This is a genomic window from Agarivorans sp. MS3-6, from assembly GCF_054112545.1.
In genome coordinates this window covers 3,617,491-3,631,733 of the sequence record NZ_CM134202.1, presented here as the reverse complement: position 1 = coordinate 3,631,733, position 14,243 = coordinate 3,617,491, and the positions used below count along the sequence as shown (strand labels likewise).

The window sequence follows — 14,243 nt, the reverse complement described above, 5'->3', positions numbered from 1 at the left end:
CACCCTATTGCGCTAACATTTTTGTAACCAGCAGGGTAAACATGGATAAACAACTGGCCGATCTTGATTTAAATCTCATAAAATTGCTCAAGGTAGTTGTAGAAACCAAGAATACCCACCAAGCAGCCAAAGTTTTAGGCATTTCTCAGCCCAGTGTCAGCCGAGGTTTAGCCAAGCTAAAAGAAATCTTCGGCGAGCAATTAGTGATAAGAAAAGCCCACGGTATAGAGCCCTCGGAGTTAGCAGAAAAGTTAGCAGAAGCCGCCGATGACATGCTGCTGCCTATCAGTAAAGTTATTCAAACTTACCAAAACTTTAATCCTTTGGAGTTTGATGAAGAGGTAAGCATAGCCCTCACTCCAATTTTGCTAGAAGTATTTGGCTCTGAGATCTATCAGGCTTTAGAAAAGGCTCTGCCTAAAGCACAATTTAAGCTAGTTTTTGTTAACTCAAATAGCTTAAATTACCTGCTCAATGCCAAGCTAGACTACATTCTGCAAATCGGCGAACTCAGCTTACCGCAAGAGGTATACTCCCATACTTTAAAAAACGTTAAATTAGCGATTGTTGCAAGAGAAGCTCACCCTGTACTCAGCCAAAGCTCAGAACTTGCCGATATTCACCACTTGCCTATTGTACGTATGGCTCCAGAAAATCAAGGCTCAAAGCACTCAGCTTTACATGAGTATTACGCAGCAAAAAGCTACTCAGCTAAGGTTATCTTAGATACTCATGAAATTGAGTTAATCACCGAAAAACTTAAACGCTCAGACGCCATAACTTTCTCTAGCAGCTTTATCACTTACAATAACCCTAAGCTAAAATGCTATCCACTCCCCAGTAATACTCCTCATAGCCAACGCGAGATATCAATTGTAGGGAACTACTTGCAGACCCGACGCGGTTCGCCACTTAGCCAACTAATCCATCAAATACTTAGCAGCTGTTTTAATAATTTTGAGCAACCCGAGAGCTAAGTATTTTTTCAGCAAACACCGCAGCCAAGCGCTATGAAATGCACATGTGAATTTTTGATATACCGGTGAGCTTTATGACTTAGTCACTAAAATTCTCTTCTTTTTATTAAGAGGAGAAACCATGATAAAGCCTGTTGCGGCGGCCCTTGCCTTAACATTTAGCACCACTAGTTTTGCCGAAAGCAGTTCAAGTAATCTATTTCCTGAAGTTACCTTATTTAACGCTGCAAACGGCGAAGACCAAGAGCGCCTATGGTCACAAACTAAGTTAATGTTTGGGCTTGGAGCAGGCGTAATTGGTGCTTTATACCTAATGCCAGAGTCCGTGACCAACTGGGATAAATCAGAAATAGGCCGCGGCAACATGGCGCAGAAATGGTGGGACAATGTAAGACAAGGTCCGGTATGGGACGACGACCATTGGGCAATAAATTACATTGGCCACCCTTACTTTGGCGGGGTGTATTATCAAGTAGCCCGAAAAAGCGGTTACGACCAGTTCAACTCCTTTCTCTACACCACCCTCATGAGCACTTTTTACTGGGAATATGGCATTGAGGCCTTTGCCGAAGTACCATCTATTCAAGATCTAATTGTTACTCCCATCGGTGGCTGGTTATATGGTGAATGGGCCTATCAAACCGAGCAGCGCATTCGCGCCGGTGGCGGTGAGGTAATGGGTTCTACTAGGTTGGGGAACGCCTCCTTGTTTTTACTGGACCCAGTAGAAAGTATTGGTAAGGGGATTAACCGAGTTACCGGGAATGACACCATAAAAACAGGTATTACTTTTAACACCAGCAATCCAGTGCAAACGCCAAGTGAGGTTCGCGCTAAAGAATCCTACTACGGCTTCACCCTACATTTTCATTACTAATTAACACTAGCCATCTAACAGTCACGGACGACTTGAGTTCACTTTTTTCCACCTTCCCTTTGGTAATAAATCCTAAATAAACTCGGCCTCATTGCTTGCCAATACCATTACTTTCTCACTCATTTAAACCAGCTCGCTTTACTTTCAATTAGGCGTACTACAGCTAAGTAATACCCAACAAAAAATGACACCCAAAGGGTGCCGTTAATGAAAGAATCTAAGCCTAGTTAAAACTAGCTTTCTTGAATTAGCTCAATGCTCAACTCATTACCTAGGCTAGGGTCAGGATTGACTAAAGAATGCGTCAGTCTTGGTAACACAATAAAAAGTAACAACATAAAGGCAATAAAATAGCTTTGTTTCATCATTTATCCTCCAATCTTTAGCCAACTCGGCCATTTCTAGTTGGCTCTATAAGCTGATAGTCAGACGCTTGTAAGCCCAATACTTTTGGCAAGGTGGCACCAATGCCTACCGAGGAAAAGGTGCCTATAACAATCCCGCTAAATAAGGCGGTAGCAAAAGCTTGTAGCGGAGCGCCAGCCAATAACCAAATACAAGCAACGGTTAACAAAGTAGTACCAGATGTCACCAAAGTGCGGGTCATTGTCGACACCAAAGCACGGTTAATTTGGGTATCGAGTTCTATTTTGCTGCTGGCCCGTAAGTACTCTCTTATCCTGTCGCCAATCACTATCGAGTCATTCAGGGAGTAGCCAATCACCGCCAGAACAGCAGCCATTACCGTTAGGTCGAATTCAATCTGTAACCAGGCAAACAAACCTAATACCAGCAATACATCGTGAAAAAGCGCAATCACCGACGCTAAGGCTAGTCGCCACTCAAAGCGGAACGACAAATAGATCATCATCGCCAGCAATGAAGCAAAAATGGCCAATCCGCCCATTTCAAACAACTCGCTGCCCACCTGCGGACCAATAATCGAGCTACCCAACAACTCTACTTGCCAAGCATCAGGTAACTGGCTGTGCCAATTGGCAGTAACCACCTCACTCATCTCTATACCCTGCCGAACAATCCAATGATTGGCGCCAGAATGACTCATTGAATAGCCATCTACCAATAATAGATCTAACTGCTCGGCCATTTGCTCTTGCTCCGGCGGGTAATGAGTAGCTAATTCGGTCACTACTCCGCCAGTAAAGTCGACGCCAAAATTAATCCCTTTTGTGACCAACCCCACGACAGAAGCCAGTACCAAAACCACCGACAAGTTCAAAGCCCCTTGGCGCAAAGCCGTAAGCGAAAAACGGTTTATCCAAGCTTTCATGATGCAAGCTCCTGTAGTTGTCTTAGCGCAGCTTTTCGGCGCCAAGCAAGTTGTAAATTAACCAAAGAGCGCGACACATACACGCCGGTAAACATGCTGGTTAACAAGCCAAGGCCGAAGGTAATCGCAAAGCCTTTAATCGGGCCAAAACCTACCGAAAACAAAATTGCTGCAATAATCAGTGAGGTAAAGTTGGCGTCAAAAATAGTGCTAAAAGCATTTTTGTAGCCATAATGCACCGCCATTTCTTCACTTAAGCCACGGCGCCTTTCTTCCTTTATCCGTTCAAAAATAAGTACATTAGTATCGGTTGCCATACCAATAGTAAGCACTAAGCCAGCAATGCCCGGCAAAGTGAGTACGGCCCCCGGCACCAAAGAAAGCAAACCGATTAAGCAAACCAAGTTAAGCACTAATGCGATGTTGGCAATTAAGCCCAAGCCTCGATACCACACCAACATAAAGGCCAGCATTAAGCCCATCCCAAGAGCAAGAGCCGCAAAACCATTAGTAATATTCTGCTCACCTAAACTAGGGCCCAATAGCCGCTCTTCTACAATAGAAATAGGTGCCGACAAGCTGCCTGCTTTAAGTAGCAAGGCAAGCTCTTGGGTGGCCTGTACGCTGTCCATACCGGTAATTGTAAAGCGCGAGCCTAAATGCGCCTGAATGGTAGCAACGCTAATAACTTTGCTATGCCGCTCCAATACTCCAGCGTCATTTTCTAAGTATTCGGTATAAAGCGTGGCCATTGGCTGGCCAATATTTTGTCGGCTAAAATCAGACATCCGGTTACCACCAGCACTGTCTAAGTTAATCAACACTTCAGGCATGCCAAACTCACTAAACTGAGCGCTAGCATTGCTGATACTTTGGCCGGTTAAAATTGGCCTAGCATTGATGCCGATGGGGTCGCCAGAAGCGTTTTGATGGACATCGCCGTTAGCACTAAGTGAATGAAAGCTAATGGTTGCTGTAGCACCAATAACGCGTTTTGCTTGTGCCGGGTCTTGTACGCCAGGCAGTTCAATTCTTATAAAGTTATGCCCTTGGCGCTGCACTACAGCCTCGGTGATGCCAAGGGCTGCTACGCGATCTCTCAAGGTTTGCAAATTTTGCATCATCAGCGCTTGATGAAAATCTTGATTGCCAGCTAGGTTAATGGTGAACAAACCCGCTTGTTGCTGCCTTACTTCATGCTCAGGGAAGTTTCTTTGAAAGGCATTAAGTGCTGCTATTGTCTGCTCTGCCACTCTAGCAGGGAAACTTAGTTCAAGTTGTTGCTGCTCATTACTTAACACTCGTGCGCCACGCGCACCTTGTTCTCGTAGTAGCGTATTTAGTGCACCTCGTTGCTGTGCCAAAGACTCGTTAATGGCTTGTTGAGTATCAACTTCTAGTAAGAATTGCACACCACCACGTAAATCCAAGCCAAGTTGCAAAGGTGATAAACCTAAGCGCGCTAACCATGCTGGCCCACTAGACTGCATAGCAATAACTACTTCAGCATGCTCTCCGAGATGCTTGCTTAATACTACTTGAGCGTGCTGCTGCTCGCTGGTATTGGCCAGAGTGAGCGTAGCCTGGCTATCACTCACTTCAGCAAAACTTATCTCTATACCTTCCTCATTCAACCACTGGTAAAGCTGAGTACCCACTAGCTCGCTAGGCGCCACTTGCGGATTAGTACTGACTTTAATCACTGGCCGTTCGACATAAATATTGGGTAAGGCATTTAGCACCAAAAAGCCAAGGCTAATTGCGATGCCCAAGTAGTGCCACAAGGAGCAGCGATTAAGGGCTCTTGTCTGTTTGCGCATTTAAATCTCAAAGATTAGGAAGTAGATATGCGGCCAATTTATCGCTAACGAGCCGGATTGAAGAGGTATTTCAGTGATTCATCAATGTTGCTTTTGGCGTCGAGACGTTGCCTCAAAGGTGAACAAAAACGAATCACTCAAATACATCGCCTTATTTGCATAACTAAACAACAATGCCAGCCATTATCCCCTCTTAACAGCTTAAAAATTGAAGCAACAAAACAGAGAAATTTAAATGCAGGTAGAAACTGTTTTTACCGTAGCTGGCTTAACCATGCTGGCCCTATTACCCATGATAAACCCGCCTATGGCTGCCACATTGTTACTTGGCTTAAGCAAAGGGCATGGCAAGGCGTACTTAAGCCAACAAGCCAGGTTGGCCAGTTTATTTTTGTTTATAGCGCTTACTGTCACTTTTTTTATCGGCTCCTCAATACTGGAATTATTTAGTATTTCGATGCCTAGTTTACGTTTAGGCGGTGGACTTATTATTGGTGCAATTGGCTTTAAGATGCTATTCCCAGCCCCCCCCATAACAGTAGAACTCTCGACGCAAGATTCTATTGCTTTTGTTCCGCTCACCATTCCCTCTATGTGTGGGCCAGGAACCATGGCGCTAGTGATTAGTGGTGCGTCTGAAATAGCTAGTTTGCCAGAAGATATTGACAAATTTAGCGTCTATTTAGGTAGCGTAGCTGGCTTTATTGGTGTCGCTATTGTGGCATGGGTGGTGTTAAGCATGGCTTATCCAACACTTAAGTTGCTTGGCAAAAATGGCATCGACGCCTTCACACGAATAATGGGTTTTTTACTGGTATGTATGGGTACTCAGTTTTGTGTAAACGGTCTTACCGAAGTTTATCAAACCATGGAGCTGGCACTGTAAGCCATAATCGCCTACCAAATAAAGAGATAGTCAATGAGTATAAAAGTAATTAAAAAAACGGCCGGTGTGTATAAACAAGCTGGTCTTGAGCTAGTCACCAGCTTTAACCCAGACGTAGATGAATTTTTGTGGATAGATATTTCGGGTGAAGTATCTAAGGAGCTGCAACAGCAGTTAGTTCACCTTGGTTGTCATGAGTTGGCGGTTGCCAGCTACTTCCAACAAAAACAAACAGCCAGAGCCGAAGCATTTCCAGACAGTACCTTAATCTTGTTTAAAGAAGCAATTAGCCTAGCCGATGACTATGAACTACGCGCACAAAACATTGGTATAATTTGTAAAAGACAAATAATTGTTAGCCTACACCCGCAGCCCTCGCAAGCCATTGAAATACTGCAAGCTAGCTTAAGCCAAGAGAACAGCAAAACTACCGAGCACTTGGCAGTAGCTCTGATGCAAAACGTAGTGAAAAACTACTTACATAGATTATTAGATTTTGACCAAGAAATCGAACGAGTAGAAGATGAACTGTTCGCCGGTGATAAAGTTAACAGCCTGAAAAAGCTGCTTAATTATCGATACCATTTCCGCAAACTTAATCGCGTTTTAGAGTTTAATCAAAATGTTGTTGATCGCCTAAGCTCCGATGAACTGGCGTACTTTTCGACAAAATCAACCAAAGACCAACATGAATGGCTAAAACTATATGAGCGTAGTAAGCGCATATATGGTTTGTCTAAAATGTATTACGAACTGTGTGGCGACTTATTAGACGGACATATTTCCATTAGCACTCACGACCTAAACAACACCATGAAAGTACTCACCATGATTACCGCCATCTTTGTTCCCTTAGGTTTTATCGCTGGGATCTACGGCATGAACTTTGAGAACATGCCTGAGCTCGCGTTCACCTATGGTTACTACTTCACCTTAAGTGGCATGGCAGTGATTGCCGCATCATTCTTTGCCATTTTTAAAGTGAAGAAATGGATCTAAGGCGGTACTTGGTCAACAAAGTGCAGCTTAAGTCACTTGGTTTAGGTTATTCACCATAAGCTTTGCTAGCTTCTCAAATTCCTCAATTTGCTGATCGCTCAGGTTTTGACACATTTGGCTTTGCACTTTGCTTTGGGTCTCTTTAATTAAGCTTGCCAGCGCTTGTCCCTCGTTGGTGAGAGACAAAAGCTGGCTGCGTTTGTCTTCTGGGTTGGCGGTTTTTCTCAGCCAATCTTTTTCAATCATTTCTTTTAGCAAACGGGCGATTTGCGCTTTATCGCGAGAAAAGTGATTAACAATGTCGTTAGCCGTGCAATGGTGACTCGCGGCAATAAAACTTAAACAACTCACATGCATTGCATTTAAGCCTAGTTGTTGGGCTTTTAAGCCAGAGCGCATAGCGATTCGATATGCTTGAACCAGAGCAAAAACCGAATCAGAAATTGATTGCTGTTTCATAAGACCTCAAATAATAGTTGACTAAGTCTACCTTTAAAAATATAGTTGATTTTATCAACCTATTAAACAATGTACAAGTCATTAGGAGTAACGATGAAGCCAAAAATGTATCCCGTTCAGGTATCACAGCTTATCCCACTCTCTCCTCACCTACTGCGGATTGTAGTGAAAGGCAGCAGTCTTAAACGCTTTCCTGAATCTAAGGAAGGGGCACATGTGAAGGTGATATTGCCAAACAGCGATAATTCAAAACCTAAAATGCGCTCCTACACCATTCGTTGGTTTAACTCGGCGAGCCAAGAGCTTGCTTTAGATTTTGTAATAAATCGGCACAGCGGGCCAGCAACTAACTGGGCGAGCCAAGCAAAGCTAGGTGAGCACTTAAGCATTGCTGGTCCTGGGCAACTAAAGCTGAGCCAGTTTAATCATCACAGTTATCTGCTACTGGGGGATATTACCTCGGTAAACGCCATTAATGGCTATGTGCCAAGGCTTGCCCCCAAAGCCGACATTAGAGTAATAATCGCCGTTCCCACTCGTGCCGACATTATAGAACTAGACTATCACGCTGCGGAGAACACCCACTGGTATATTGAAGATGAAGCAAGTATTAGCTTTGCAGAGCAAGTGCAAACAATCGCCGCAGGAATGGCTAGCGATAGTCATATATTTATGGGCTTAGAAGCCTCACAGATCCGCTCTTTACGGCCAATGTTGCAGCAACACCTAGGTTTTGATCGCCTAAATACCTTTGCAGTAGGTTATTGGAAACAAGGCGTAGATGCTGATCGCTTTGGCGCACAAAAAAAAGCGGCTCCTTTGTAGCCGCTTCCTTTTACTCTATTGAAGTTATTCACTGAGCCTGTAAATCAATGACTAGCGCTTAGGGCGATTTACAGCTTTCTTCTAAGGTACTTGGCAAGCGGTAGATACGTGATGAATCAACGTCGAGCCCATCCCCCACTATCAGCCAGCCACTTTCAACAGTCACTAACTTCCATTGTATTTGTTGCCAGCTTAACCAGCGTGGTGGCAGCGTAAGTGCTTGCTTGGCATCTTCTGGCAAGGTTTGGGCGAGTTGTAATTCCAACTGCTCAAATGAGTAAGCGCTTAGCGCCTGCTCCACACACTGCAGAACAGCATCGCTTGCGGCAATAGCAACAGCATCAGACATCTCATCACTCGGCAAAGATGAAAATGTAGCTGGCAGCTCCTCAAGAGCATAATGCTGCTCAGCAGACTTAGCAGCAAGCTCAGTTTGCCTTTGTATTGTTTCAGCCTGCATAGTTGGTTGTTGCATTGCCTTCTGTTTGGCTAACTGTCTTCGCTCTTGCTCAAAAGCTTGGGTATCCACCTCTCGCTTACGTAATAGCTTTTCAGCTAGCTCTTGCTTTTGCTGCTCAAGCTCTTCGACCGCGAGTTCATCACGCTGTATGGGCGGACTCATTAACTGCACATTACTTTGATAGCTCATTTCACTGGGCGGCACCATCGTTTCACTAAACAGCCACCAGCCTAACACGCCCACACACGCCAATGATGCTGCATTAGCCCACCAAGGAGCGCTCGCCCAAGAGTAAGAACGCTTGGTTTTGTGGTTTTCATCTAGGATGTGCTCGGCCTGTTGTTTTGCCAAGCGTTGAATGCGTTTATCTAGCAGTGCTGAGGGCTCAAACTTGGCCGTCGCCTGTTGATAGGCTTGATCAAGTTGCTGTTCGCTAGGCTGTTCATCATTTGAATGATGCTTGTTAGGGTCATCAACCATGGTGTTTCTCCAAGCAATCGCGTAGCTGTTGGTAAGCAACTCGAATACGACTTTTTATAGCATCAAAGGAGGCATCTAATACTTGGCTCATTTCGGCTACCGCTAAGCCAGACTGCTTCAACATAAATACGTCTTGCTGTTTGGCTGGCAATAACGATACACAGCCTAAGATGGCTTGCTGATCGACAGCTTGTTGATGCTCTAGTTCAGGCGTAGATCGGGAATGCAGCTGGTCAACATCTTGTTCAGGATGATCTTCATGGCGGTCTTTTGAGCGCCAATAATCAGCCACTCTTCGCCGTGCAATCGTATACAAATAGCCACGAAAATGCCGAGTGGTTGAAGCCGAGTTATCTCGATTTTTTTCACTTGGAAGCTGATAAGCACTCGCTTGGCTGATGATAGACTCCCACACCTCTTGAAATACTTCATTACATGCAGCTTCTGGCATTTTCTGGCAGATAAACGCAAACAAGGGTTGTCGATAACGCTGATACAAACGGTCAAACGCGGCACTGTCACCACGTTGACCGTAATCAAGCATCAGTTGTTCATCACTGACTAAGCTCATGAGTTTGGTTATCAATCCTTGCTGGTAAGGTGACCGGTAATGGTTGCACCGCATACTCAGGCTCTGGCAATTGAACAGGCAAGGCCGAGTTAGATTGCTGAGCTAAGGTATTCGTTAATCTGGCTAACTTAACAAACTCTGCACGATAACCAAACTGATCTTGGCCTTTTCCTGCGTTTGCCCAATCAATAATTGAGGAATAAGACAGATCATCTAATTGTTCGTTACCACGAAGCTTTTGGCCAAAAGCCGCTACTGCGATGGCAAAGCTATCATCAGTGTTAATGTTCGCCAAACTAACAAAATCGTTGTTATGCACACGCTGAGTATATTTAGCCGAGGCCTCCGACTGGGCTTTTTTATAGCGCACTCGTACTTCTACTAAGGCTTCATTTACTGGCCGCTGAGCCATTTTGTTTTGTTTAGCTTGTTGAAATACCAGAGGGTCAATCAAACCGGGCTTACCTACCGGGGTAATTTCATAAATGGCGGTGACACTGTGCCCAGCGCCCATATCGCCAGCATCTTTCTTGTCGTTATTGAAATCGGCACGCGCCAATTGGCGATTCTCATAGCCTAACAGGCGATATTCTGACACCATATTCGGGTTAAACTCTACCTGAAATTTCACATCATGAGCCACGGTATGCAAGCTGCTGCCAAGTTGGTCAACCAGTAGTTTTTGCGCTTCGTGCAGGGTATCAATGTAACCCGCTACACCATTACCGTTGTCTGCTAGCTGCTCCATTAAGTGGTCGTTATAGTTACCTTGGCCAAACCCTATCGTAGAGAACTGCACGCCTGCTTTACGCTTTTGACTAATCCGGTGTTTTAGCGCGTCTATGTCGGTAATGCCTACATTCATGTCACCGTCTGACATTAAGTAAACGTGGTTAATCCCGCCCTCAATGAAGCCTTGCTGCGCTTGGTTATAAGCTAACTCAATGCCTGCAGAACCATTAGTAGAGCCGCCAGCCCGCAAATTGTTGATGGCATTTTCAATGCTATGTTTGTCGCTCACTTTTGTGGCTGGCAAGGCAATGCCTGTTCCGCTGGCATAGGTCACAATGGCGACACTGTCATTTGCTTTTAGCTGATTAAGCATTAACAACATTGATTGCTTCAATAATGGCAGTTTCTCTTGTGACTGCATCGAACCTGATACATCCACCAAAAACACTACATTAGCCGCCGGGCGAATGTTCATGTCCGGTTGATACGCACTCACACCAATTCTAATCAACTGATTATTGCTGTTCCAGGGTGAAGCCGTAAGTAGAGTATTCACCGCAATCGGCTTATCGGCGTTTAAGCTATCTCCAACTTGGCTAGCGTAATCGTAAGAGAAGTAGTTAATGAGCTCTTCTACTCGCACCGCATCTTTGGGTGGCAGCCGGCCATTATTTATAAAGCGACGCATATTGGCATAACTGGCGGTATCTACATCGGCACTAAAAGTAGACACCGGCTGCTCTGCGACCGACACCACCGATAAGTCACTCAGCTTTTGGTAATTTTCAGTATTAGTCGCTTGATGATAATAGGCATCGTTATTGTGATATTGGCTCACCGCCATTTGCGACATTTTGGCCACTTTCGCATTGCTTCGATGGGCTGCCACTGCACTTTCTTGCTCAAGCCTTGCGATAGGATGCACCGCTTGAATTGACGCATCTTGCTGAGGGCGCTGCACTGGGCGCGTTTGCTTATGCGGCTGCTCGGCTTGGGTTTGCTCACTGGTACCGGTGTAGCCACAAGCGACCAATGTAGAAAGCGCTAAGCCTATAGCTACCGAGCGAGCAATCGGTGAATAAACAAAACCAGAAGCAATATAAGTCGAATTTTTCATTATTGAATACCTTGTTTAAGTCAATCTCAACGAGGTAATCGCAGCCAATCAAAAAACGAGGCTAAAAAAATGTCATTATTTTTAGCCTTTTTTAAAACGAAGGCCTAAAGCGCATTAAAAGCGCGATGGCTAGCGCTGTAATCGGGTAATTCCCCAATGCTGACTACTTTTCTCAGTTAACTGCCAACCCGCTTTGCACAAGTAGCGGCGAATATGAAAATTGAGATAGCCATGGCTAAACAACATCACCTTGTTATGCGTTTCCGCTAAACTCACTAGCTGATGCGCCGCTTCTTGCGCTCTGTATTTCGCCTCGCTATAAGACTCAAACGGACCTTTAAAGCCTAGCGTCCACAGCAGACGATTTAGATACAACCAATGAGACGCGGTTAGCACCAAAGGGAGCTTATAACGTGGAATTTCCATTTCACGGTATATTTTTGAGGTTTCTGTAGGCCGCTGATTCAAAAAGATCAGGGTTGATTCCATCGCCCTTTTTAAGTCACTTGAAACAACATAGTAGTCAGAGTAATCACTAAGTCGCTGCGCTTTGGGAAAGCTATCGCTAGCGATCCCAGAGTGATGGTAACGCCGCACCCAACGAACAAAGCCACTGGCATTTACACGCGGATAAACGGCGGCTGAAGGTCTCCCATGTCGAACCAAGAGTATTTCCATAAATACCATTTCCACTAGTCATCTAAATACGTCTACTGGTTAAGCTAAAGGCCAACTAAGCGATGCGCTTTGTGGCCCAAATTGACATACCGCTAAGCCCGAATTTCAGGCTCAGCGGTAGTGATACAAAAAAGTGTATCTTGCAAAAAAAATCAGCCCGCATCTAGCGGGCTGATTTAATCATTCTCAAACACTAATGCAGTTAGCGTAAAGATTTAAACTTTGGTTAACCAAGCGTGGCTGTCTGCCGCTTTGCCCCACTGTATATCATTTAAGGCTTGGCGTAGTTTCAAGGTAGTTTCACCGGCTTCACCATTGCCAACGGTATACTCTTCACCGTTGTGAATTAACGTACCTACTGGAGTCAGTACCGCAGCGGTACCCGATAGAGCCGCTTCACAACCTGGTTTAGCAGCACGCTCTAGTAGCTCTGCTACCGTAAGTTGGCGCTCGCTTACGGTTAAACCAAGGTCACGTGCCAAGGTAAGAATAGAGTCGCGGGTTACACCGTGTAAAAAGCTACTGTCTAACGCTTTGGTGATCACTTCGTCGCCATCAATCAAAATAAAGTTAGCCGCGCCCGTTTCTTGTACATCGCCACCAGGGCAGAACAATACTTGGTCGGCATCTACTTCGGTACGAGCCTTGCTAATGGGCCCGAGTGCGCTGGCGTAATTACCGCCTGATTTAACCATGCCCATATGCGGAGAACAGCGCATGCCATTCTCTTCTAATAATAAACGCAAAGGTTTGGCACCCGCGGCAAAGTAATCACCGACTGGCGATAACAATACATACAGCAATGCTGAGTTAGTCGCAGCGGCCGCTTTACCAATCGCTGGCTCAGTACCAATAAAGGTAGGTCGAATGTACATAGAACCAGGAGCAGCGGGTACTTGGTCAGCAAATTTGTTTACCAGTTCGGTAACCATTTGCTCAAGTAACTCGGGTTTGAAAGCTGGCAAACTCAGTAGGTCAGCCGATTGCGCCATACGTTTTATGTTGGCGTCCATACGGAAGATACACACGCTACCATCTTCATGGCGAAAAGCCTTAAGCCCTTCAAAACAAGTGCTCGAGTAATGAAGTACGTGAGCGCCGGGGTGCAAGCTAATGCTGTCTGACGAAACAATGTCGCTGTCAGTCCATTGTTGGTCTTCATATTTAGCTATTGCCATTTGTGGCATAAAAACCGTGCCAAATGCTGCCATGTTGTGTTCCTACTTATGTTGAGGCCTTATAAAGCCCTTATCTTTATATTGATTGTGGGTATAGCGAAGTAGAAAACTGGAGGTGTTGAACGAGTTCACGCTTTATAAAACCGAGATGCTTGAACGACCAATGCCAATTTTTCCATAAACTGGATCCGCTGAATGGTAAAAGAGTATGTGGTCTTATGCCACTGCGATCAAGCTTAAGAAACCCTCAATCTGCAAATATTCTGTAATAAATTTGGCTAGAGCAACACTTTAACAGGACTAGAGGCTAATTTTCAGGGAAGGATGGTGAGCTTAAAGGCAAAAACCATCCGATAGAGATGCACTCATTTGTATTACTCAGGGCAAGAGCCGTAGTGCGGGGTAAATTGTCTGGATATGCATTACCAATCTTACTTTTTAGGATCTGTTTGCGCCAAAAACGCTTGTGAAAGCTGTTTAAGCAAGTCTTCTTCTGCTAAGCCTTGGCCTCTAATTGCCATAAGCTGCATAGATGCTTTCGACCTACTGTGAGCATCAAATAACTGAGCCATTTGCTTATCTCTTTCATTAACAAGTCGATAAAGCGCTAGATACTTATTGTGAGCGCTCTCTCCAGATTTGTTAATCTGCTCACTGCATTCTAAAAGCGAATCATCGCAGAACTTCTCTATGGCTTTATCTTTAATAAGCTTGAAGATTTTCCAGTCTGCTTCATTCATAACACAATTCCCAAAGATGCGTAACGCCCAAATAACAGGCAAAAAATTGTTGGCTAAAATGGCAACGAAGGAGCAAAAGCCAACTGTTTTTGTCCTTTTAAACGACGAGCTAGCCGAAAGGCGAACAGTATAAGGATAATGGCAGGGCTTAAC

At 44.8% G+C, this 14,243-nt stretch carries 15 protein-coding genes; 5 read left to right on the top strand and 10 right to left on the bottom strand.

Annotated features, from left to right (window positions below; all coding sequences use genetic code 11):
- Positions 1-41: 41 nt before the first annotated feature.
- On the top strand, positions 42-977 hold the full coding sequence (locus ACVFI8_RS16750) for a LysR family transcriptional regulator (protein ID WP_457871985.1): 936 nt from the start codon (positions 42-44) through the stop codon (positions 975-977).
- Between the two features lie 121 nt (positions 978-1,098).
- The gene (locus ACVFI8_RS16745) at positions 1,099-1,854 is read left to right on the top strand and encodes a DUF3943 domain-containing protein (RefSeq protein WP_016402904.1); all 756 of its coding nucleotides are present in this window, start codon (positions 1,099-1,101) and stop codon (positions 1,852-1,854) included.
- Between the two features lie 233 nt (positions 1,855-2,087).
- Here ACVFI8_RS16745 and ACVFI8_RS16740 read toward each other — a convergent pair whose 3' ends face one another.
- Genes ACVFI8_RS16740 through secD form a run of 3 tightly spaced genes read right to left on the bottom strand, consistent with a single transcriptional unit; the run spans position 2,088 to position 4,965 of the window.
- Complete coding sequence (locus tag ACVFI8_RS16740; RefSeq protein ID WP_256469280.1) at positions 2,088-2,222, bottom strand: hypothetical protein; 135 nt, start codon at positions 2,220-2,222, stop codon at positions 2,088-2,090.
- A gap of 14 nt (positions 2,223-2,236) precedes the next feature.
- The gene (gene secF / locus ACVFI8_RS16735; RefSeq protein ID WP_457871984.1) at positions 2,237-3,145 is read right to left on the bottom strand and encodes a protein translocase subunit SecF; all 909 of its coding nucleotides are present in this window, start codon (positions 3,143-3,145) and stop codon (positions 2,237-2,239) included.
- On the bottom strand, positions 3,142-4,965 hold the full coding sequence (secD, locus tag ACVFI8_RS16730; protein ID WP_457871983.1) for a protein translocase subunit SecD: 1,824 nt from the start codon (positions 4,963-4,965) through the stop codon (positions 3,142-3,144). The genes secF and secD overlap by 4 nt, the downstream gene beginning before the upstream one ends.
- A gap of 235 nt (positions 4,966-5,200) precedes the next feature.
- Between secD and ACVFI8_RS16725 the strand changes: the two genes are divergently transcribed.
- Together ACVFI8_RS16725 and ACVFI8_RS16720 are read left to right on the top strand one after the other, a co-directional pair.
- Positions 5,201-5,851 carry a MarC family NAAT transporter gene (locus ACVFI8_RS16725; protein ID WP_457871982.1) on the top strand — a complete coding sequence of 217 codons (651 nt, stop codon included), beginning with the start codon at positions 5,201-5,203 and terminating at the stop codon, positions 5,849-5,851.
- 33 nt (positions 5,852-5,884) lie between these two features.
- Positions 5,885-6,850, top strand: a complete 966-nt coding sequence (locus ACVFI8_RS16720) for a magnesium transporter CorA family protein (protein WP_248712443.1) — start codon at positions 5,885-5,887, stop codon at positions 6,848-6,850.
- Between the two features lie 27 nt (positions 6,851-6,877).
- On the opposite strand, the gene ACVFI8_RS16715 is transcribed toward ACVFI8_RS16720, so the two are convergent.
- The gene (locus tag ACVFI8_RS16715; protein ID WP_248712444.1) at positions 6,878-7,309 is read right to left on the bottom strand and encodes a MarR family winged helix-turn-helix transcriptional regulator; all 432 of its coding nucleotides are present in this window, start codon (positions 7,307-7,309) and stop codon (positions 6,878-6,880) included.
- 93 nt (positions 7,310-7,402) lie between these two features.
- On the opposite strand from ACVFI8_RS16715, the gene ACVFI8_RS16710 reads away from it, so the two are divergent.
- On the top strand, positions 7,403-8,134 hold the full coding sequence (locus ACVFI8_RS16710) for a siderophore-interacting protein (protein WP_248712445.1): 732 nt from the start codon (positions 7,403-7,405) through the stop codon (positions 8,132-8,134).
- A gap of 58 nt (positions 8,135-8,192) precedes the next feature.
- On the opposite strand, the gene ACVFI8_RS16705 is transcribed toward ACVFI8_RS16710, so the two are convergent.
- The 6 genes from ACVFI8_RS16705 to ACVFI8_RS16680 all read right to left on the bottom strand — a co-directional run bounded on the left by ACVFI8_RS16705 (position 8,193) and on the right by ACVFI8_RS16680 (position 14,090).
- The gene (locus tag ACVFI8_RS16705) at positions 8,193-9,074 is read right to left on the bottom strand and encodes a hypothetical protein (RefSeq protein ID WP_248712446.1); all 882 of its coding nucleotides are present in this window, start codon (positions 9,072-9,074) and stop codon (positions 8,193-8,195) included.
- Complete coding sequence (locus ACVFI8_RS16700; protein WP_248712447.1) at positions 9,067-9,645, bottom strand: sigma-70 family RNA polymerase sigma factor; 579 nt, start codon at positions 9,643-9,645, stop codon at positions 9,067-9,069. The genes ACVFI8_RS16705 and ACVFI8_RS16700 overlap by 8 nt, the downstream gene beginning before the upstream one ends.
- Positions 9,629-11,494, bottom strand: coding sequence for a vWA domain-containing protein (locus tag ACVFI8_RS16695; RefSeq protein WP_457871981.1), 1,866 nt, complete (start codon positions 11,492-11,494; stop codon positions 9,629-9,631). Before ACVFI8_RS16695 ends, ACVFI8_RS16700 begins: the two co-directional genes overlap by 17 nt.
- A gap of 129 nt (positions 11,495-11,623) precedes the next feature.
- Entirely contained in the window at positions 11,624-12,172 is a 549-nt protein-coding gene (locus ACVFI8_RS16690) for a histidine phosphatase family protein (RefSeq protein ID WP_457871980.1), read from the bottom strand.
- Positions 12,173-12,387: 215 nt separating this feature from the next.
- A complete protein-coding gene (locus tag ACVFI8_RS16685) occupies positions 12,388-13,383 on the bottom strand; it encodes a branched-chain amino acid aminotransferase (protein ID WP_457871979.1) in 996 nt (331 codons plus the stop codon).
- A 398-nt stretch (positions 13,384-13,781) separates the two neighbouring features.
- Positions 13,782-14,090: a hypothetical protein gene (locus tag ACVFI8_RS16680; protein ID WP_457871978.1), complete on the bottom strand. Its 309-nt coding sequence runs from the start codon at positions 14,088-14,090 to the stop codon at positions 13,782-13,784.
- Positions 14,091-14,243 lie beyond the last annotated feature (153 nt).

Coding starts and splice junctions, on each gene's coding strand:
- ACVFI8_RS16750 (WP_457871985.1), top strand. CDS start 42: ATGGATAAACAACTGGCCGATCTTGATTTAAATCTCATAAAATTGCTC.
- ACVFI8_RS16745 (WP_016402904.1), top strand. CDS start 1,099: ATGATAAAGCCTGTTGCGGCGGCCCTTGCCTTAACATTTAGCACCACT.
- ACVFI8_RS16740 (WP_256469280.1), bottom strand. CDS start 2,222: ATGATGAAACAAAGCTATTTTATTGCCTTTATGTTGTTACTTTTTATT.
- secF (WP_457871984.1), bottom strand. CDS start 3,145: ATGAAAGCTTGGATAAACCGTTTTTCGCTTACGGCTTTGCGCCAAGGG.
- secD (WP_457871983.1), bottom strand. CDS start 4,965: ATGCGCAAACAGACAAGAGCCCTTAATCGCTGCTCCTTGTGGCACTAC.
- ACVFI8_RS16725 (WP_457871982.1), top strand. CDS start 5,201: ATGCAGGTAGAAACTGTTTTTACCGTAGCTGGCTTAACCATGCTGGCC.
- ACVFI8_RS16720 (WP_248712443.1), top strand. CDS start 5,885: ATGAGTATAAAAGTAATTAAAAAAACGGCCGGTGTGTATAAACAAGCT.
- ACVFI8_RS16715 (WP_248712444.1), bottom strand. CDS start 7,309: ATGAAACAGCAATCAATTTCTGATTCGGTTTTTGCTCTGGTTCAAGCA.
- ACVFI8_RS16710 (WP_248712445.1), top strand. CDS start 7,403: ATGAAGCCAAAAATGTATCCCGTTCAGGTATCACAGCTTATCCCACTC.
- ACVFI8_RS16705 (WP_248712446.1), bottom strand. CDS start 9,074: ATGGTTGATGACCCTAACAAGCATCATTCAAATGATGAACAGCCTAGC.
- ACVFI8_RS16700 (WP_248712447.1), bottom strand. CDS start 9,645: ATGAGCTTAGTCAGTGATGAACAACTGATGCTTGATTACGGTCAACGT.
- ACVFI8_RS16695 (WP_457871981.1), bottom strand. CDS start 11,494: ATGAAAAATTCGACTTATATTGCTTCTGGTTTTGTTTATTCACCGATT.
- ACVFI8_RS16690 (WP_457871980.1), bottom strand. CDS start 12,172: ATGGAAATACTCTTGGTTCGACATGGGAGACCTTCAGCCGCCGTTTAT.
- ACVFI8_RS16685 (WP_457871979.1), bottom strand. CDS start 13,383: ATGGCAGCATTTGGCACGGTTTTTATGCCACAAATGGCAATAGCTAAA.
- ACVFI8_RS16680 (WP_457871978.1), bottom strand. CDS start 14,090: ATGAATGAAGCAGACTGGAAAATCTTCAAGCTTATTAAAGATAAAGCC.